This is a genomic window from Pacificibacter marinus, assembly GCF_018860505.1.
GTDB classification, from domain to species: domain Bacteria; phylum Pseudomonadota; class Alphaproteobacteria; order Rhodobacterales; family Rhodobacteraceae; genus Celeribacter; species Celeribacter marinus_B.
The window spans coordinates 1-17856 of sequence record NZ_JAHKPU010000019.1 but is presented as its reverse complement, the minus strand read 5'-3'; the positions used below and the strand labels follow the sequence as shown (position 1 = coordinate 17856).

Below are 17856 nucleotides of genomic sequence, written 5' to 3'. Positions count from 1 at the left end.
CGTCGAAGACGAAAGGCCCCAGTACAGATGTGCTGGGGCCTCTTTTTTCAGCACAGGCATGATGAACCAAAAGGCTATGCGTGATTTCGCTTCTCAGCCGTGCAAACGCTCCAATCCTCTGGACCTTGTCGCAACAATGGTTCATAGAATGAACAACGCAATTCGAAAGGCTTACCCATGGGCATCGTGAACTCAGTTCTCCGCGGGCTCGTCTGGTGGAAAGATCAGACACTCGGCACGCAACTCTTCACATGGCGCAACGGCATCAAGGTTGGTGACGATGCGCAGGGCAATATCTATTACCGCAATAAAGATGACAGCAAGCGCTGGGTGATCTTTAATGGCGAAGTTGAAGCTTCTCGTATCAGCCCTGATTGGCACGGTTGGCTGCATCAAACCTTTGATGAAGCCCCAGGCACAACGCCGCTTGTGCATAAAACGTGGGAAAAACCCCACCTTGAAAACCAGACTGGGACAGCTGCCGCTTACGCACCTGCTGGATCCATTCGTCGCGCGCGTCCTGCGGATCGCCGCGATTATGAGGCATGGCAGCCAGAATAAATGTCTGAAAACATGACAGAGATTGCCGTTGGGGCTGGGGTTCTTGCGCTTGCGCTTGGGGTTCTTGTCTATGCAGGCCAGGTCACCGGATTTTCCACAGGCTCAGATGACCGCTACACGCTGACTGCGTCTTTTCGCTCTGCAGAGGGCGTAGCCGTGGGAACAGATGTGCGGTTGGCTGGTGTCAAGGTGGGATCAATCTCTGGTCTGACTTTGAACTATGATAATTTTCGCGCTGAAGCTGCTTTGTCTTTGGATCGTGATCTCATTCTTCCCGATGACACTGCAGCGATGATCGCCTCTGAAGGTTTGCTTGGTGGCAATTTTATCGAGCTCGTGCCCGGTGGATCAGCTTTTAATTTTGAAGATGGACAAGTGATTGCTGACACTCAGGGCTCGGTCAGTCTGATCAATCTGTTGTTGAAATTTGTCACCGCCAGTGGTGGTAGCGAGTGATGCGTGCGGGATTAACTTCTTTGGTCTTGGCGGTGTCGCTGGCTGTTCCGATGTGGGCACAAGACAATGGGCTGGGCGAAGATTTTCAAACTGGTGTTGATCAAATTTTAGTGCAGCCTTTGGATGAGAGCGGCATCGGTTTTGGTGGCGATGGTTTGTCGTTGGAAGACCTTCAATCGTTCCCAGGGTCGGGTTTTCAACAAGAGCTACGAGACATCACCACCGAGACGCAGGTTGAAGTGACTGCGGGGACAGGCGTGAACCTACGTGCGCTTGATAAGCTGACGGGGGAGGTGCAAGATCTAACTATCGCGGTCGGGCAACCCGCTGTCTTTGGCCGTATTTCAATCTACCTTGCCGATTGCCGTTACCCAGAAAATAACCCGTCAGGCGATGCCTATGCCTATTTGATGGTCCATGCACAAGGGGTTGATGACCCTGTGTTTTCTGGCTGGATGGTGTCGTCTAGCCCTGCATTGAACGCGATGGATCACGCGCGTTATGATATTTGGCCATTGACCTGCAGCACGTCCTGAGGCGTAAGCTGGGCGGGTAGGGCTTCAATATCTGCGCGATGCTCTAGCGCCTGACCTAACAATTCATGATAATTTGCACGCGGTATTTCAATCGCGCCGAGTGAAGCCAAATGCGGTGTGATGAACTGCGTGTCAAACAGTGTGAACCTTGTGGCACGCAATCGGGCGACCATATAGGCCAGTGCCACTTTTGATGCGTCTGTGCGGCGTGAAAACATGCTTTCGCCAAAGAAGGCTGTGCCAATGGTCAGGCCATAAACGCCGCCCACAAGTGCATCCTCTTCATACACTTCAAGAGAGTGGCAAAACTTCATAGCGTGCAATTGTTTGTATAGATCAAAAATCGTGTCGTTGATCCATGTCTCAGGACGGTCTGCGCAGCCTTCTACAACGGCATCAAAATTGGTGTTGAAACGGATCGAAAAGCGCTCAAGCCGAATGGTTTTAGCCAAGGACTTTGAAATGTGAAACCCGTCTAGCGGAAAAATGCCGCGATCTGTCGGATCAACCCAGTACAGATCGGGGTCATCACGGCTGTCAGACATCGGAAACACGCCATTGGCATAGGCGTTCAGCATCATTTGCGGTGTCAGGGTTACGTGATCCATTTTGTATCTATGTTATATTACGGGAAGAGGGGGGCGGAAAAGAAAAGGCCGCCCTAAGGCGACCTCATCACTGTCAGATCAAACCTTTAGCTTAGGTTTTTATCAAGCCATTTTTCCAGCCAGTGGATGTTGTAGTTGCCTGTTTGAACGTCTTCTTCTTGCAAAAGCATATCAAAAAGCGGAACCGTTGTCTCAACACCGTCGACGATCAACTCGCCTAAGGCGCGATGCAGGCGCGCCAGTGCTTCGGGACGATTGCGCCCGTGTACGATGAGCTTGCCGATCAAGCTGTCGTAATAGGGCGGGATCGAGTAGCCGTCATACAATGCGCTGTCCATACGCACGCCAAGCCCACCTGGAGCATGGTACTGCGTGATTTTTCCAGGGCAGGGCGAAAAGTTCGGCAACTTTTCAGCATTGATCCGCACTTCGATGGCATGGCCATTAAGCACCAAGTCATCTTGGGTAAAGGACAGCTTTTCGCCAGAGGCCACAAGAATCTGTTCGCGCACAAGGTCTTGGCCAAAGATGGCTTCGGTCACAGGGTGTTCCACCTGCAAACGTGTGTTCATCTCGATAAAGAAGAACTCGCCGTCCTCGTATAAGAATTCAACAGTCCCAGCGCCTTTGTATCCCATTTTAGCGATCGCATTGGCGCAAATGCCACCGATGTGAGCGCGTTCTTCTGCGGTAATGCTGGGGCCGGGGGCCTCTTCAAAGACTTTTTGGTGACGACGTTGCAAAGAACAATCGCGTTCGCCCAAATGGACGCCGCCGCCTTGGCCATCGCCAAAGACTTGCACTTCAATGTGACGTGGCTTTTGGAGATATTTCTCCATGTAAACTTCGTCGTTGCCAAAAGCAGCTTTGGATTCGGAACGGGCTGTGCGGAAAGAGGTTTCCAACTCGTCCTCGTTCAAGGCCACTTTCATGCCGCGACCACCGCCACCAGCTGTGGCTTTGATGATGACAGGGTAACCCATCTCTGCGGCTGCTTTTTTCGCCGCAGCCACATCAGGCACACCACCGTCAGAGCCCGGCACGATGGGGATACCCAAAGTTTGCGCGGTTTCTTTGGCAGTGATCTTGTCACCCATCTGGCGGATGTGTTCCGCAGAGGGGCCGATAAACGTCAAGCCGTGGTCTTCGACGATCTGCACAAAAGCCGCGTTTTCAGACAGGAAACCGTAACCAGGGTGAATCGCTTGCGCGCCAGTGATTTCGCAGGCCGCGATGATGGCAGGGAAGCTCAGGTATGAATCCGTGGACGAATTCGGGCCAATACAAACAGCTTCGTCTGCCATGCGTACATGCATGGCATCAGCGTCAGCAGTTGAATGAACGGCAACGGATTTGATGCCCATTTCGCGGCAAGCACGGATCACGCGAAGCGCGATTTCGCCACGGTTGGCAATGAGGATTTTATCGAACATGTGGGCGCCCACCTATTCGATGATCATCAAAGGAGCACCAAATTCAACTGGTGTTCCGTCATCCACAAGCACACGTTTCACCGTGCCAGATTTTGGCGCAGGGATGTGGTTCATGGTTTTCATAGCTTCAATGATCATCAAGGTTTGGCCTTCAGAGACTTGATCACCGATTTTGACAAAATGCGCAGCCCCTGGCTCGGCTGACAGGTAAGCGGTGCCAACCATTGGGGAGGGCACTGCGTTTGGATCGTTTGATGGATCCGCTGGTGCGATTGGGGCATCTAATGGTGCGGCGGCAGGTGCTGCTGCGGCAACGGGTGCAGGGGCTGCGATCGATTGGACAATTTGTTGCGCTGGAAGCTGACGGCTTACGCGGACATTCAAACTGTCGTTGTCGCCATACTCACGCATCACTTCAAGTTCAGTGAGATCATTTGCTGTTAGCAATTCTGCCAGTGCTTGAATGAACTTTACATCGGAATCGTTTGTCTTTGTCATTGGTCCAACCCAGTTTCTGCCACTTATGCCTATAAAAAAGGCAAGCGGAAATATTTTCTTTGGTAGCTTATACGGCACGCTGTCTTGGCTGAAAACCCAATAAAAGCAAAGGTATACTGCGCTATAAAATCAATTTTAGTTGGTCTGTGTAATTAATATCGTTATTTTTTTGAGTTTCACTTCAATATCGACGGGCGTGAAGGGCGGAGAATAAAATTTACCACTTGATAAAAAAATTGAATATGGCACCTTTGGTCGCATAGTCATATAGCGATGGAGCCAAAGATGCAAAGTAGGGAACGACACAGTGGTATTGTGGCAGGCAGGCTGAAACCAGATGCCTTAGCCGAAAATTTCACTGACCTTCACGAGCCTTTGGCTGATCACGAGGCACAAGTCGCCGCCGACAGATGTTATTTTTGTTATGACGCGCCCTGTATGACGGCCTGTCCGACATCTATCGATATCCCTATGTTTATTCGCCAGATCGTTACCGGCACGCCCAAAGCCGCAGCTCAAACGATTTTCGACCAGAATATATTGGGCGGTATGTGCGCGCGGGTCTGCCCCACCGAGACATTGTGCGAAGAGGTTTGCGTGCGCGAAATTGCCGAAGGTAAGCCTGTCGAAATTGGCCGTTTGCAGCGTTATGCCACCGATACACTGATGGCGGAACCTGCACATCCTTATACGCGTGGTGAGGCTACGGGCAAAACGGTTGCTGTCGTCGGTGCTGGACCTGCCGGTTTGTCAGCAGCGCACAGGTTGGCGATGCTGGGGCATAATGTGACCCTGTTTGATGCCCGCGAAAAGCTTGGCGGTCTGAATGAATTTGGCATCGCGAGCTATAAATCTACAGATGATTTCGCCCAAAAGGAAGTCGATTGGCTGTTGTCCATTGGGGGTATTCAGATGCAATCGGGGCAAAAGCTTGGACAAGAGATCACGCTGGACGGGTTGAAAACTGACTTTGATGCAGTGTTTTTATCCATTGGCCTTGGCGGCGTGAACAGCCTGCGTGCTGAGGGTGTCGACCTTGATGGCGTAGATGATGCAGTTGATTTTATCGCGAAGCTGCGCCAATGCGATGATCTGTCGACGCTGCCAATCGGACGTAATGTTGTGGTGATCGGCGGAGGCATGACCGCCGTTGATGCCGCTGTTCAAGCCAAACTATTGGGCGCACAAAACGTGACGATGGCCTACCGACGCGGCAAAGACCGTATGGGGGCGTCCGAATATGAGCAAGATTTGGCGACATCAAAAGGGGTGACAATCTTGTATGACGCGCAGCCTTCTGCTGTTTTGGGCGAGGGGACGTGTTCTGAGGTTGTGTTTGAATACACGGCAGAAGTGGATGGATCGCTTAAAGGTACAGGCGAAATGATTCATGTCGCAGCCGATCAAGTGCTGGTGGCCATTGGGCAAACTTTACTTGGCGCACCTGAAGGGCTGACGATTGAAGGTGGCAAAATTGCTGTCGATGTCTTTGGCAAAACCACGGTAGAAAATGTCTGGGCAGGTGGCGATTGCGCCTCTGGTGGCGACGATTTGACAGTGACTGCCGTCGCCGAAGGGCGCGATGCGGCGATGGATATTCATGCAGTTTTGATGGGCGAGGGCTAAATCATGGCAGATCTAACAAGCGAATTTTGCGGCATTAAGTCCCCCAATCCATTTTGGCTGGCCTCAGCGCCGCCCACGGATAAAGAATATAACGTGCGCCGCGCCTTTGAGGCTGGCTGGGGCGGTGTTGTTTGGAAAACACTCGGCGAAGAAGGCCCGCCTGTGGTCAATGTCAACGGGCCGCGGTACGGCGCAATTTACGGCGCGGATCGTCGTCTTTTGGGCCTGAACAACATCGAGTTGATCACGGATCGCCCGCTGGAAGTTAACCTTGCGGAAATGACCCGTGTAAAAAAAGATTACCCTGATCGGGCTTTGGTTGCCTCTGTTATGGTGCCTTGCGATGAGAAAAGCTGGAAAGACATCTTGCCGCGTATTGCAGAGACCGGTTGTGACGGGTTCGAACTCAATTTCGGTTGTCCGCACGGTATGGCGGAACGCGGTATGGGGTCGGCTGTGGGGCAGGTGCCCGAATACATCGAAATGGTGACTCGATGGTGTAAAGAGGCGACAGGCCTGCCGATTATCGTCAAGCTGACGCCGAACATCAGCAATATTCTACTACCTGCCGAGGCCGCCAAACGCGGTGGTGCGGACGCTGTTTCGTTGATCAATACGATCAATTCTATTGCCAGCGTGAACCTTGATAGCTTTAGCCCAGAGCCGATGATCGACGGCAAAGGCACCCATGGCGGCTATTGCGGTCCTGCGGTCAAGCCTATTGCGATGAATATGGTTGCAGAAATCGCACGCAATCCCGAAACCCGTGATTTGTCGATCTCTGGCATTGGTGGCGTGACCACTTGGCGTGATGCGGCTGAGTTCTTGGCGCTTGGCGCGGGCAATGTTCAGGTGTGTACGGCTGTGATGACTTACGGGTTTAAAGTGGTAGAGGAAATGATCTCTGGCCTGTCTGAATATTTGGACAGCAAGGGCATGACATCGGTCGCGGAACTGTCTGGCAAAGCGGTACCGAATGTGACGGATTGGCAGTATTTGAACCTCAATCACGTGACTAAGGCTGTGATCGATCAAGATGAATGTATCTCATGTGGTCGCTGTTATGCGGCCTGTGAAGACACATCTCACCAAGCGATTTCAATGACCGCCGATCGCGTGTTTGAGGTGATGGATGACGAATGTGTTGCCTGTAATTTATGCGTAAATGTCTGCCCGATTGAGGGCTGCATCACCATGAAAACGCTGGAACCTGGTGATCTGGATGCGCGCACAGGCCAAGCTGTGTCGTCAGAGTCCAGCGATTGGACCAAGCATCCTAACAACCCGTCGTTTGTCGCAGCTGAGTAATGCCTGTTGCACAGGTGTGAGAGCCACCCCAATCACGAGGTCGCGCATATCGACCCCCGTACTTTTGAGTGCGGGGGGTTTGCGTTTGAAATGCACAGCAATCCAATTGAATGCTTCAAGTGGGAATCTGGCTCAGTTTAAGACAGATCCATAGCGCTTGCTTTGCTATAAGGAGTCTCTGGAATTGCGGCGCGCCCAGCGTAGGCTGCTTCGCGATCCAAGGCCTCTGTTTGAACTTCAGCTTGCGGAGATTCAATCTTAACCTCTGGCGCTGGCTGCGTTTCGGTTTTTGGTGTTACCTCGCGCAAATCACGTCGGGCCGTAGGGGAAATCTCAAGGCTGTTTTGTGATCCTGAAACACTATTTGCCGAGTCCTTCTGAGGGGCCGGTGCTATAGCGGCAGCGTCAGATATTTGGGCACGTTTGGCTTCGACACGTGCAATAACATTGCGCAGATCGCTTTCGACCTCAAGCAAACTGGCTTGGAAAGCTGGCGTCGGACCTGTCAATATATCGGCATCCAAGGGCTGTTTTTGGACAAGCGCATCGCGCGGATCAGTGGGCGCATAAGCACCTGCATCTTCACGGATCGACTGAGTTGTATCGAAGCTGTCGCCATTCTGGCTAGGGAGAGTGCTCCCTTTGTTAAATGTGGCCGAAGTGTCATCCGCTGTTGCGGCCACTTTCGGCATTGTTTGCCCTAGATTTTGAGGAGGAGATCTAAGTGAAACCCCACTGCCACCAAAGGCTGACACGCCAAGTATATCGGACATGCTGAACTCCTTACGTTTGGAGCCCCCACCTGCAAATGTATAAAGAGTTAAACTTGCCAATGGGTTAACATCCACAAGTTATTAAGCGGATGGTTAATGTTTGGTAAAATCTAGATGTCGGGCGCGAGCATTCGACGGAACATTCTGTTCAAAAAGACACCTGCATCGTCGAAATGAGATGAGCCATCCGTTTCGATGATTTTGCGGACCTGCGCATCGAAATCGGCATAGTGCTGTGTGGTGGCCCAGATTGAAAAGATAAGATGGTAGGGGTCAACATTTGCGATGCGTCCCGCCTCAGACCAGCCTTTGATGACTTGCGCTTTATCGTCCACGAGGGCTTTCAATTCGCCTTCAATTTGATCAGCAATATTAGGTGCACCTTGGACAATTTCATTGGCAAACAAACGGCTTTCGCGCGGATATTCGCGGGCCATATCGAGTTTGCGTAAAACATAGGCAAGGATTTCTTCCACCGGATCGCCGTTGGCATTGAGTTTGTACAAAGGGTCGAGCCAATTGGTCATGAGCCGCTCAAGCAAGGCGCGGTGTATCGAGACTTTAGAAGGAAAATAATACAATAGGTTTGGCTTAGACAGACCTGACGCAAGGGCGATTTGGTCCAATGTCGCGCCACGAAACCCGTGCCGTGAAAACACATCTAAGGCGGCTTCGAGTATCGTTTCGTGGTTCTTTTTTTGGATTCTCGTCCGCGGTATCTTACTTGGCATAGGGTGCCGATTCCTTTTTGCGCGTCTTGGCGTTTATAAAGGCTACAGCGTTGCTGAAAAAAACGCCATTCCCAAGGTGATTTTACCTGAAAAATGGAAAATTTTCTGGCAGCTTGGTTTTTAGGCGGGTGACTGTCCTTGACCCGTGTTGGCGCGCTGTTAACGTGGTCTTGACCATTTGGTCAAAGTGAGGCGTGCTGGCGATGGCAGGTGCAAAACGGCAATTGCCATGCAAGGCAGGCGCGCGCTTCTATTAATGACAACGAGGTACACTATGGCTATGGACGGCAATACACGCCCAAATGATTTGTCGGCTTTTTGGATGCCGTTCACGTCGAACAGGCAGTTTAAAAAACAGCCCAGAATGTTCGTGTCCGCAGATCGTATGCATTATACGACAGACGACGGACGTCAGGTTTTGGATGGCACCGCAGGGTTGTGGTGTTGCAACGCGGGGCACAATCGTCCGAAAATTGTCGAAGCGGTGCAAAAACAGGTCGCCGAATTGGATTACGCGCCCGCATTTCAGATGGGGCATCCAAAGGCGTTTGAGCTGGCGAGCAAACTGGTCGATATGGCGCCTGCGCCGTTTGAACATGCGTTTTTCACCAACTCTGGTTCTGAGTCTGTCGAGACCGCTTTGAAGCTTGCCTTGGCCTATCATCGTGCAAAAGGGCAGGGCGAACGCACCCGTTTGATTGGCCGCGAACGTGGCTATCACGGGGTGAATTTTGGCGGGATTTCTGTAGGCGGCATCGTAACCAATCGCAAGATGTTTGGCACGCTTTTGGCTGGCGTCGACCACCTGCCGCATACCCATTTGCCTGACCAAAACGCTTTCACCAAAGGCCAGCCGGAACACGGCGCGCATTTGGCAGACGAGCTGGAACGCATCGTGACGCTGCATGGGGCCGAAACAATTGCCGCTGTGATTGTCGAGCCGATGGCGGGGTCGACGGGGGTTCTCCTGCCGCCAAAAGGCTATTTGCAACGCCTGCGTGAGATTTGTACCAATCATGGTATTTTGCTTATTTTTGATGAGGTTATCACGGGTTTCGGGCGTCTTGGATCAAGCTTTGCCGCCGAATATTACGGGGTTATGCCGGATATGATCACCACAGCCAAAGGTCTGACCAATGGCGTGATTCCTATGGGGGCTGTCTTGGTCTCGGGTGAGATTCACGACGCCTTTATGCAGGGTCCTGAGCACATGATTGAGCTGTTCCACGGCTATACCTATTCAGGCAACCCGATGGCAGCAGCTGCCGGTCTTGCGACATTAGAAACCTATGCAGAAGAAGACCTGTTTGCCCGTGCCGCAGGGCTTGAGGGCTATTGGCAAGATGCGTTGCACAGCTTGAAAGGTTTGCCGCATGTGGTTGATATTCGTGGCATGGGGCTGATCGGTGCGATTGAACTGGCCCCCATCGCAGGCGAGCCCACCAAACGAGCGTTCAATGCGTTTTTGAAATGTTTTGATAAAGGCGTTCTTGTACGTACCACAGGTGATATCATTGCCCTGTCACCGCCTTTGATCATTGAAAAAGAACACATCGACACATTGATCGGGATCATTGCCGATGTGCTCAAAACGCTAGACTAAAACCCTTGAGTGATCCCGCTCGGGGTCACTCAAACATCAGAATCAAAAGCGCAGGCGCGCCGACCATAAGGCCGGTGATGATTGCGATGGATGTTGTGAGACCTTTAAACATGATGTCCTCCGTTGATTGTGTCACATTGAAGTAGAATGATCGGCAGGACTGTCGAGAACAAAAACGCCGCAGTGAATTTGTGCGTTTCAAGACCAGAAATTGGAGAAAAAAGATGAGCAGCTCAGTAGATAAAAGCAACATGCGGATCGATGGGGCGCGTCTTTGGGACTCTTTGATGGATATGGCCAAAATCGGCCCAGGCATTGCAGGCGGCAACAACCGTCAGACATTGACCGATGAAGACGCCGCAGGGCGCGCTTTGTTTCAATCATGGTGCGAGGCCGCGGACATGACCATGGGCGTCGATACGATGGGCAATATGTTCGCGACACGTTCGGGCACTGATCCCGAGGCTTTGCCAGTTTACATGGGCTCGCACCTTGATACGCAGCCCACGGGTGGCAAATACGACGGTATTCTCGGTGTGCTTGGCGCGCTTGAGGCCGTGCGCACAATGAATGATCTTGGGCTGAAAACCAAACATCCCATCGTGATCGCCAACTGGACCAACGAAGAAGGCACACGCTTTGCGCCTGCTATGTTGGCCTCTGGCGTGTTCGCGGGCAAGCATACGCAAGACTGGGCCTACGATCGTGTTGATGCTGAAGGCAAGAGCTTTGGCGATGAATTGAAACGGATTGGCTGGGTTGGTTCTGAACAGGTGGGCGCGCGAAAAATGCACGCCATGTTCGAGCTACACATCGAACAAGGGCCTATTTTAGAAGCCGAAAAGAAAGACATTGGCGTGGTCACCCACGGGCAAGGGCTGCGCTGGATCGAATGTACGGTGACGGGCAAAGAAAGTCACACAGGGTCAACGCCCATGCCGATGCGTAAAAACGCAGGACGCGGCTTGGCGCGGATCACCGAGCTGGTCCACGAGATCGCGATGAAACATCAGCCCAATGCTGTTGGCGCCATTGGTCATGTGGATGTTTACCCGAATTCGCGCAACATTATCCCCGGCAAAGTGGTGTTTACCATCGATTTTCGCTCGCATTTACAAGACGTGATCGATGCGATGTTGGAAGAATTCTATGACCGCGCGCCAAAACTATGCGAAGAAATCGGCGTGTCACTGGACACCGAAGTCTCAGGCCAATTCGATCCGCCCGCCTTTGATAAGACCTGCGTGAGCGCCGTGCGTAAAGCTGCCGAAACACTGGGCTACAGCCATATGGACATCGTCTCTGGCGCAGGGCATGATGCCTGCTGGATCAATGACTTATACCCAACTTCGATGATCATGTGTCCTTGTGTGGATGGTCTAAGCCATAACGAGGCCGAAGAGATCAGCCCCGAATGGGCCGCCGCAGGTGCAGATGTCTTGTTGCATGCGGTTTTGGCCACGGCTGAAGTCGTCGAGTAGACATTGAATATCGAAAAAGCAGGCGCGCAAACCACGACGCGCCGCATTTCAAAACGGGAGACTGAATATGACCAAAGTGATCAAAAACGGCACGATTGTCACCGCCGATCTGACCTATGAAGCTGATGTGAAAATCGACGGAGAGAAGATCATCGAAATCGGACCAAATCTATCGGGTGATGAGGTGATTGATGCCACGGGCTGTTACATCATGCCCGGCGGGATTGACCCGCATACACACCTTGAGATGCCGTTTATGGGCACGCATTCGGCAGATGATTTCGCCTCTGGTACACGCGCGGCGCTTGCGGGTGGCACCACGATGGTGGTCGATTTTTGCCTGCCAAGCCCAGGTGAAAGCCTGCTCGATGCGCTGAAGGTTTGGGATAATAAATCCGCTCAGGCGTCTTGTGATTATTCCTTCCACATGGCGATCACTTGGTGGGGTGAGCAAGTGTTTGAGGACATGAAAATCATCACCGAAGAAAAAGGCATCAATACTTTCAAGCACTTCCTTGCCTATAAAGGCGCATTGATGGTGAATGATGACGAACTTTATAGCTCGTTCAAACGCTGTGCCGAACTTGGGGCGACGCCGCTTGTACACGCGGAAAACGGCGATGTGATTGCCGAGTTGACCGCGCAATTGTTGGAGCAAGGCAATACAGGCCCCGAAGGCCACGCCTATTCGCGCCCCCCACAGGTTGAGGGCGAAGCGACAAATCGCGCGATTATGATCGCCGATATGGCGGGCGCGCCTTTATATGTGGTGCACACCTCTTGCGAAGAATCCCACGAAGCCATTCGCCGTGCCAAAATGCAGGGCAAACGGGTGTGGGGCGAACCTTTGGTGCAGCATCTTGTCTTGGACGAATCTGAATACTTCCACGAGGACTGGGACCACGCTGCCCGCCGCGTCATGTCACCACCGTTTCGCAATAAACAGCACCAAGACAGTCTTTGGGCTGGGCTGGCGTCAGGCACATTGTCTTGCGTGGCGACTGATCACTGCGCCTTTACAACAGAGCAAAAACGCAATGGTATCGGCGATTTCTCGAAAATTCCCAACGGCACTGGCGGGCTAGAAGATCGCTTGCCGGTCTTGTGGACCAAAGGCGTCAATACTGGCCGCATCACTATGAACGAATTTGTCGCGGTGACCTCGACCAATATCGCGAAAATCCTCAACTGTTATCCTAAAAAGGGTGCGGTTCTTGTTGGGGCCGATGCAGATTTAATCGTTTGGGATCCGAAAATCAGCAAAACGATTTCTGCCGATGCGCAAGCCTCTGCCATTGATTACAATGTGTTTGAGGGTATCGAGGTCACAGGCCTACCGCGTTATGTTTTGACCCGTGGCTATGTCGCTGTTGATAATGGTGAACTGAAAGCCAAGGAAGGTCATGGTCAATTCGTCGCTCGCGATGCCAATGCAACCGTGAACACCGCGCTTTCGAAATGGAAAGACCTTACAGCCCCGCGCCCAGTGGAGCGTACAGGCATTCCCGTAACTGGGGTTTAAGATCGGCGGGGGCCAGAAAAAGGCCCCCATTGCGACAGGGACAAATAATGGACCTAGCACTAAGCCAGGCCAGAAAGACCAGTTATGACTTCGCCAGTGATTGATGTGTCCGGTGTGGACCTTACCTTTCAAACCAACGATGGCCCGATCCATGCGCTCAAGAATGTGAACCTTGAGATCAACAAAGGGGATTTCGTGTCCTTTATTGGTCCGTCTGGCTGTGGGAAAACCACACTTTTGCGCTGTATTGCTGGGCTGGAAACACCCACTGGCGGTGATTTGACAGTGAATGGATTGTCACCAGAAGACGCGCGCAAGGCGCGATCTTATGGCTATGTGTTTCAGGCCGCAGGATTGTACCCTTGGCGGACAATTGGTGGAAATGTGAAACTACCGCTCGAAATCATGGGATTTTCTAAAGAAGATCAGACTGAACGTGTTCGAAAAGTGCTAGAGCTTGTGGATCTTGCAGGCTTTGAGAAAAAGTACCCTTGGCAGTTATCTGGCGGTATGCAACAGCGCGCGTCGATTGCACGTGCGCTGGCTTTTGACGCTGACATCTTGTTGATGGATGAACCTTTCGGCGCACTTGACGAGATCGTGCGCGACCACTTGAATGAACAGGTTCTAAAGCTCTGGGCACGCACGGAAAAGACCATCGCCTTTGTGACGCATTCCATTCCCGAAGCCGTTTACCTGAGCACCAAAATCGTTGTCATGTCGCCGCGCCCCGGTCGTATTACAGACATCATCGACAGTCCGTTGCCCAAAGATCGACCTTTGAACATTCGTGACAGCGCAGAGTTTATCCAAATTGCCCATCGTGTGCGTGATGGTTTGCGCGCGGGGCATGACGAATGATTCCGGGCAAGCCTTCAACTTTTACGTATTCGGTTTTGCCTGTGCTGACTGTTGTTGCCGTATTGGTGGTGGTTTGGTACGCGGCGGCGATCAAGATGAATTCCACATGGACCTATGATCAGGCCGCGCGAGCAGGCACAGAACCAAGCTTTTCCGAAGTGGTCAAGGACACCATGCAGCAAGATCGGCCTCTGTTGCCTGTGCCGCATCAAGTGGCTGCGGAGCTTTGGGACACCACTGTTGAAAAGAAAATCACCTCAAAACGGTCGATGATCTATCAAGGGTCGATCACTTTGAAAACAACGCTTTGGGGCTTTGCCTTAGGCGTCGTGGTTGGCATCGCTATGGCGGCCTTGATCGTGCTCAGCCGTGTTGGACGCCTCAGCCTGATGCCTTGGGCAATCATTTCGCAAACCATTCCGATTGTGGCTTTGGCGCCGATCATCGTCGTGCTGAGCAATGCCATCGGGGCAGGGTCGCTGCTTGTCCCCAAGGCGATCATTGCGGCCTATTTAAGCTTTTTCCCCGTGATGGTCAGTATGATCAAAGGGCTGACAAGTCCTGATCACATGCAGTTGGATTTGCTGCGCACCTACGGGGCAAAACGATCTGCCGTGTTTTGGAAGCTGCGGGTTCCTGCGTCTATGCCCTACTTTTTTGCCTCATTGAAAGTCAGCATTGCCGCCGCTTTTGTCGGGGCTGTGGTAGGCGAGTTGTCCACCAGTGCGATTTCTGGCCTTGGGGCACGCATGTTGATTGGGTCGCAATTTGGTGAGCCGATGATCATGTGGGCCGCTTTGTTTGCCGCCGCTATATTGGCCGCAATTTTGATTTTCACCGTCGGAGCGATTGAAAAAATCCTGCGCCGCGCCATGGGAGGGCAGCCAGTATGACCCGTGTCGACACGAAGTTTGAACGCATCGCATACCCCGTCGGATTTGGCCTTTTGGTTCTGCTTTTGTGGGAAGTCGCAGTGATGGTATTTGGCATATCACCAGCACTGTTGCCGCCGCCCTCTGCTATTGGGGCTGCTATTTTCGGATCTTTGCCGATCCTTTGGGGCGACTGGGTGCAAACAGTCGTGAAAGGCGCGTTGAACGGGCTTTGGATGGGCAGTTTCGCAGGCATTGCTGTGGCCTTGGTGATCGATAGGTTTGCCTTTCTCAAACGCGGCCTTTTGCCAGTGGCCAATTTCTTTGCCGCGCTGCCTATTGTTGGCTTGGCGCCCATCATGGTCATGTGGTTTGGCTTTGATTGGCATTCCAAGGCTGCTGTTGTGGCGATTATGGTGTTCTTTCCGATGTTGGTGAATACGCTTGGCGGTCTTGCCGATACCGATACGATGCAGCGCGATCTGATGCGCACTTATGCGGCGGGGCATGTCGCAACGCTTTTGAAATTACGCCTGCCGGCGGCACTGCCATTTGTGTTCAACGGTTTGAAAATTGCCGTCACATTGGCGTTGATTGGGGCGATTGTTGCTGAATATTTTGGCTCTCCGATCCGTGGAATGGGGTTTCGCATCACGACAGAGATGGGGCGCTTGGCAACGGACATGGTTTGGGCTGAAATCACCATATCGGCTTTGACGGGTACGGCGCTTTATGGGGTCGTGGCTTTAATTGAAAAGAGGGTGACCTTTTGGCATCCCTCACAACGCGGGTAACCGCTGACAAATTGCACGGGGAAAACCTCGGCAGTTCAACAACTTGGAGGTTGTATTATGAAGAATCTACTTTTGAGCGCGACAGCGCTGGCTGCAATGACAACAGGCGCGTTTGCCGCTGACGATGTGACGCTGCAATTGAAATGGGTCACCCAAGCGCAGTTCGCGGGCTATTATGTGGCGCTGGAAAAAGGTCTTTATGAAGCCGAAGATTTGAACGTCACGATCAAGCCTGGCGGCCCTGATGTGGCGCCTGTGCAAGTGCTGCTTGGCGGCGGCGCAGATGTGATGGTTGACTGGATGCCATCTGCCTTGGCCGCGCGCGAAAATGGCGCGCCTGTGGTGAACATTGCGCAGCCTTTCAAATCCTCAGGCATGATGCTGACCTGCCTCAAAGAAAGCGGTATTGAAGGGCCTGAGGATTTTGCTGACAAAACGCTCGGCGTTTGGTTTTATGGCAATGAATATCCGTTCCTGAGCTGGATGGGAAAACTGGGCCTTGCGACTGACGGATCTGAGGGCGGCGTGACCGTTCTCAAGCAGGGCTTTAACGTTGATCCATTGTTGCAAAAACAAGCGGCCTGTATTTCCACTATGACCTACAACGAGTACGGGCAGGTTTTGGATGCGGGTATTTCAGCTGACGATTTGATTACGTTTAAATACGAAGATCAAGGTGTTGCGACCCTAGAAGACGGTCTTTACGTTTTGGAAGAGAGCCTGACAGATGAGGCGTTCAAAGACAAAATGGCACGTTTTGTTAAGGCGTCCATGGCAGGCTGGACTTGGGCTGCTGAGAACCCAGAAGAGGCCGCTGAGATTGTTCTAGAGTACGATGAGACAGGCGCGCAATCTGAGGCGCACCAAATCCGTATGATGGGCGAAGTGGCCAAGTTGATCGAGGGCTCTACGGGCGCGCTTGAGATAGGTGACTATGATCGCACAGTTGCGTCTTTGCTGTCTGGCGGGTCTGATCCTGTGATCACTATGGAACCAACCGGCGCTTACACATCTGACATCACTGACATGATGATGATGAAATAAGCCCGCCAGTCGTGGAACTTTCGAGAGGCCTCAAGCACAGCTCGGGGCCTTTTTCCATTGGGTGTCACTGGCCTATAGAAATTGAGCAGAACCAAGCTGACGGGTCTGTGCCCCGCTGCGTTGTTTGAAACGCGCCAAATTATGGGCGCGTTTGGGATCAATGGTGCCAAGATCAAGGCGCGTCACGCCAAGTTTCTGCAAGCGTTTGATTGCATCCCAAAGGATCAAGTTATGGGCATTGACTTTCCGTCCGTCAGGTCCGTTGTACCCCATGTGATAGCTGGCGGTATTGCCGTGCCGGATGAACAGCATTTGCGCGTCACTTGCGCGCAAAAGCAGTAAGGAATTGGGCGCAACATTTTGAATAGCCAATGTGAATTCAGGTGGGAGACCGCGATATTGCCCTTGGGATTGGCGTGCTTTTTCTGGCTGTAACAGTGGGGCGATCGCAACTGGCGTTGCGGTGGTCTGGGCGACTTTCAACCGTGACGCTTCGGCCTTTTTCAATGCGTTACGCCATTTGGGGTGCTGAGCTGCGCGCAGGTCTTGCAGATCAAGACTTAAGTCCAATTCGCAAATCTGTGGCTTGGGAGAGAGTGACAGACGTCGCAAGCGGGTCTCTGGAGACATTAGTTTGAACGAGACTGTTTTTAGCGTGGATCGTAAAGAGCGCAGCACATCATTTGAATGACCGCTTTGCAAGAATACAGGTCCGCGGCTGGTCAGAGAGACCTCAAACCCCATTATTTTACGCTGCACAATTTGCGCGATTGCTATAGGCTCACCTTGGTGAATGACCGCCAATCGCACCACATCCCGTCCGATGCGTTGAACCGCATCACCGTAAAGCCAGCGTTGCTGTAAAGGGGCTTGCGTCAAATTTGCAAGGCCATCCCAGTGCTTAGGGTCGGTGATGATCTGCGTTTCCATGAGGCCAGATTGCGCTTAAAGAGACAAATTTTTGGTTAATAAGTCCTTTTGGCTGCTCAAAAATGCAGAGCATCCGTCTTAGTGCTGCCTGATGCCTTATGAATAAGGCCGCACGCTCAGTTTTGAGTGCACGGCCTTTCATAGTGTCGAGGCGGGCTGTTTTAGGCGTTATAAATCGACCCATCGATCAAATCGGCAACGACTGCGGGTTCGGCTAGA

The 17856-nt window shown here is 52.3% G+C and carries 18 protein-coding genes; 12 read left to right on the top strand and 6 right to left on the bottom strand.

What is annotated here, in order from left to right; genetic code table 11:
- Positions 1-177: 177 nt before the first annotated feature.
- The 3 genes from KO503_RS05235 to KO503_RS05225 are packed head-to-tail and all read left to right on the top strand — an operon-like array spanning position 178 to position 1553.
- Positions 178-561 (top strand): NADH:ubiquinone oxidoreductase subunit NDUFA12, encoded by a 384-nt coding sequence (locus KO503_RS05235; RefSeq protein ID WP_215990516.1) that lies wholly within the window; start codon positions 178-180, stop codon positions 559-561.
- On the top strand, positions 562-1017 hold the full coding sequence (gene mlaD / locus KO503_RS05230) for an outer membrane lipid asymmetry maintenance protein MlaD (protein WP_215990515.1): 456 nt from the start codon (positions 562-564) through the stop codon (positions 1015-1017).
- Complete coding sequence (locus KO503_RS05225; RefSeq protein WP_252730951.1) at positions 1017-1553, top strand: DUF2155 domain-containing protein; 537 nt, start codon at positions 1017-1019, stop codon at positions 1551-1553. The genes mlaD and KO503_RS05225 overlap by 1 nt, the downstream gene beginning before the upstream one ends.
- Here KO503_RS05225 and aat read toward each other — a convergent pair.
- The 3 genes from aat to accB all read right to left on the bottom strand — a co-directional run bounded on the left by aat (position 1517) and on the right by accB (position 4092).
- Positions 1517-2161, bottom strand: coding sequence for a leucyl/phenylalanyl-tRNA--protein transferase (gene aat, locus KO503_RS05220; protein WP_215990514.1), 645 nt, complete (start codon positions 2159-2161; stop codon positions 1517-1519). The genes KO503_RS05225 and aat overlap by 37 nt on opposite strands.
- 86 nt (positions 2162-2247) lie before the next feature.
- Positions 2248-3594, bottom strand: coding sequence for an acetyl-CoA carboxylase biotin carboxylase subunit (gene accC / locus KO503_RS05215; protein WP_215990513.1), 1347 nt, complete (start codon positions 3592-3594; stop codon positions 2248-2250).
- Positions 3595-3606: 12 nt separating this feature from the next.
- Positions 3607-4092 (bottom strand): acetyl-CoA carboxylase biotin carboxyl carrier protein, encoded by a 486-nt coding sequence (gene accB / locus KO503_RS05210; protein ID WP_215990512.1) that lies wholly within the window; start codon positions 4090-4092, stop codon positions 3607-3609.
- A gap of 285 nt (positions 4093-4377) precedes the next feature.
- Between accB and KO503_RS05205 the strand changes: the two genes are divergently transcribed.
- Together KO503_RS05205 and preA are read left to right on the top strand one after the other, a co-directional pair.
- Positions 4378-5718, top strand: coding sequence for an NAD(P)-dependent oxidoreductase (locus KO503_RS05205; RefSeq protein ID WP_215990511.1), 1341 nt, complete (start codon positions 4378-4380; stop codon positions 5716-5718).
- Positions 5719-5721: 3 nt separating this feature from the next.
- Positions 5722-7026, top strand: a complete 1305-nt coding sequence (gene preA / locus KO503_RS05200; protein ID WP_215990510.1) for an NAD-dependent dihydropyrimidine dehydrogenase subunit PreA — start codon at positions 5722-5724, stop codon at positions 7024-7026.
- Positions 7027-7163: 137 nt separating this feature from the next.
- Here preA and KO503_RS05195 read toward each other — a convergent pair whose 3' ends face one another.
- Together KO503_RS05195 and KO503_RS05190 are read right to left on the bottom strand one after the other, a co-directional pair.
- Entirely contained in the window at positions 7164-7799 is a 636-nt protein-coding gene (locus KO503_RS05195) for a hypothetical protein (RefSeq protein WP_215990509.1), read from the bottom strand.
- 110 nt (positions 7800-7909) lie between these two features.
- Positions 7910-8530 (bottom strand): TetR family transcriptional regulator C-terminal domain-containing protein, encoded by a 621-nt coding sequence (locus KO503_RS05190; protein ID WP_215990508.1) that lies wholly within the window; start codon positions 8528-8530, stop codon positions 7910-7912.
- A gap of 274 nt (positions 8531-8804) precedes the next feature.
- On the opposite strand from KO503_RS05190, the gene KO503_RS05185 reads away from it, so the two are divergent.
- The 7 genes from KO503_RS05185 (at position 8805) to KO503_RS05155 (ending at position 16707) form a co-directional block, all read left to right on the top strand.
- A complete protein-coding gene (locus KO503_RS05185; protein ID WP_215990507.1) occupies positions 8805-10133 on the top strand; it encodes an aspartate aminotransferase family protein in 1329 nt (442 codons plus the stop codon).
- 224 nt (positions 10134-10357) lie between these two features.
- The gene (locus tag KO503_RS05180; protein ID WP_215990506.1) at positions 10358-11614 is read left to right on the top strand and encodes a Zn-dependent hydrolase; all 1257 of its coding nucleotides are present in this window, start codon (positions 10358-10360) and stop codon (positions 11612-11614) included.
- A 67-nt stretch (positions 11615-11681) separates the two neighbouring features.
- On the top strand, positions 11682-13136 hold the full coding sequence (gene hydA, locus KO503_RS05175) for a dihydropyrimidinase (RefSeq protein WP_215990505.1): 1455 nt from the start codon (positions 11682-11684) through the stop codon (positions 13134-13136).
- Between the two features lie 84 nt (positions 13137-13220).
- Positions 13221-13997: an ABC transporter ATP-binding protein gene (locus KO503_RS05170; protein WP_215990504.1), complete on the top strand. Its 777-nt coding sequence runs from the start codon at positions 13221-13223 to the stop codon at positions 13995-13997.
- Positions 13994-14890 carry an ABC transporter permease gene (locus KO503_RS05165; RefSeq protein ID WP_215943719.1) on the top strand — a complete coding sequence of 299 codons (897 nt, stop codon included), beginning with the start codon at positions 13994-13996 and terminating at the stop codon, positions 14888-14890. Before KO503_RS05170 ends, KO503_RS05165 begins: the two co-directional genes overlap by 4 nt.
- A complete protein-coding gene (locus tag KO503_RS05160) occupies positions 14887-15663 on the top strand; it encodes an ABC transporter permease (protein ID WP_215943718.1) in 777 nt (258 codons plus the stop codon). The genes KO503_RS05165 and KO503_RS05160 overlap by 4 nt, the downstream gene beginning before the upstream one ends.
- Before the next feature lie 57 nt (positions 15664-15720).
- Positions 15721-16707, top strand: a complete 987-nt coding sequence (locus tag KO503_RS05155) for an ABC transporter substrate-binding protein (protein ID WP_215990503.1) — start codon at positions 15721-15723, stop codon at positions 16705-16707.
- 72 nt (positions 16708-16779) lie between these two features.
- Here the strand turns inward: KO503_RS05155 and KO503_RS05150 are convergent, their stop codons facing one another.
- Positions 16780-17637, bottom strand: a complete 858-nt coding sequence (locus tag KO503_RS05150; RefSeq protein ID WP_215990502.1) for a GNAT family N-acetyltransferase — start codon at positions 17635-17637, stop codon at positions 16780-16782.
- Between the last annotated feature and the right edge of the window lie 219 nt (positions 17638-17856).

What these genes read in the sequence shown, in the direction of transcription:
- KO503_RS05235 (WP_215990516.1), top strand. Translation starts at nt 178, where the DNA reads ATGGGCATCGTGAACTCAGTTCTCCGCGGGCTCGTCTGGTGGAAAGAT.
- mlaD (WP_215990515.1), top strand. Translation starts at nt 562, where the DNA reads ATGTCTGAAAACATGACAGAGATTGCCGTTGGGGCTGGGGTTCTTGCG.
- KO503_RS05225 (WP_252730951.1), top strand. Translation starts at nt 1,017, where the DNA reads ATGCGTGCGGGATTAACTTCTTTGGTCTTGGCGGTGTCGCTGGCTGTT.
- aat (WP_215990514.1), bottom strand. Translation starts at nt 2,161, where the DNA reads ATGGATCACGTAACCCTGACACCGCAAATGATGCTGAACGCCTATGCC.
- accC (WP_215990513.1), bottom strand. Translation starts at nt 3,594, where the DNA reads ATGTTCGATAAAATCCTCATTGCCAACCGTGGCGAAATCGCGCTTCGC.
- accB (WP_215990512.1), bottom strand. Translation starts at nt 4,092, where the DNA reads ATGACAAAGACAAACGATTCCGATGTAAAGTTCATTCAAGCACTGGCA.
- KO503_RS05205 (WP_215990511.1), top strand. Translation starts at nt 4,378, where the DNA reads ATGCAAAGTAGGGAACGACACAGTGGTATTGTGGCAGGCAGGCTGAAA.
- preA (WP_215990510.1), top strand. Translation starts at nt 5,722, where the DNA reads ATGGCAGATCTAACAAGCGAATTTTGCGGCATTAAGTCCCCCAATCCA.
- KO503_RS05195 (WP_215990509.1), bottom strand. Translation starts at nt 7,799, where the DNA reads ATGTCCGATATACTTGGCGTGTCAGCCTTTGGTGGCAGTGGGGTTTCA.
- KO503_RS05190 (WP_215990508.1), bottom strand. Translation starts at nt 8,530, where the DNA reads ATGCCAAGTAAGATACCGCGGACGAGAATCCAAAAAAAGAACCACGAA.
- KO503_RS05185 (WP_215990507.1), top strand. Translation starts at nt 8,805, where the DNA reads ATGGCTATGGACGGCAATACACGCCCAAATGATTTGTCGGCTTTTTGG.
- KO503_RS05180 (WP_215990506.1), top strand. Translation starts at nt 10,358, where the DNA reads ATGAGCAGCTCAGTAGATAAAAGCAACATGCGGATCGATGGGGCGCGT.
- hydA (WP_215990505.1), top strand. Translation starts at nt 11,682, where the DNA reads ATGACCAAAGTGATCAAAAACGGCACGATTGTCACCGCCGATCTGACC.
- KO503_RS05170 (WP_215990504.1), top strand. Translation starts at nt 13,221, where the DNA reads ATGACTTCGCCAGTGATTGATGTGTCCGGTGTGGACCTTACCTTTCAA.
- KO503_RS05165 (WP_215943719.1), top strand. Translation starts at nt 13,994, where the DNA reads ATGATTCCGGGCAAGCCTTCAACTTTTACGTATTCGGTTTTGCCTGTG.
- KO503_RS05160 (WP_215943718.1), top strand. Translation starts at nt 14,887, where the DNA reads ATGACCCGTGTCGACACGAAGTTTGAACGCATCGCATACCCCGTCGGA.
- KO503_RS05155 (WP_215990503.1), top strand. Translation starts at nt 15,721, where the DNA reads ATGAAGAATCTACTTTTGAGCGCGACAGCGCTGGCTGCAATGACAACA.
- KO503_RS05150 (WP_215990502.1), bottom strand. Translation starts at nt 17,637, where the DNA reads ATGGAAACGCAGATCATCACCGACCCTAAGCACTGGGATGGCCTTGCA.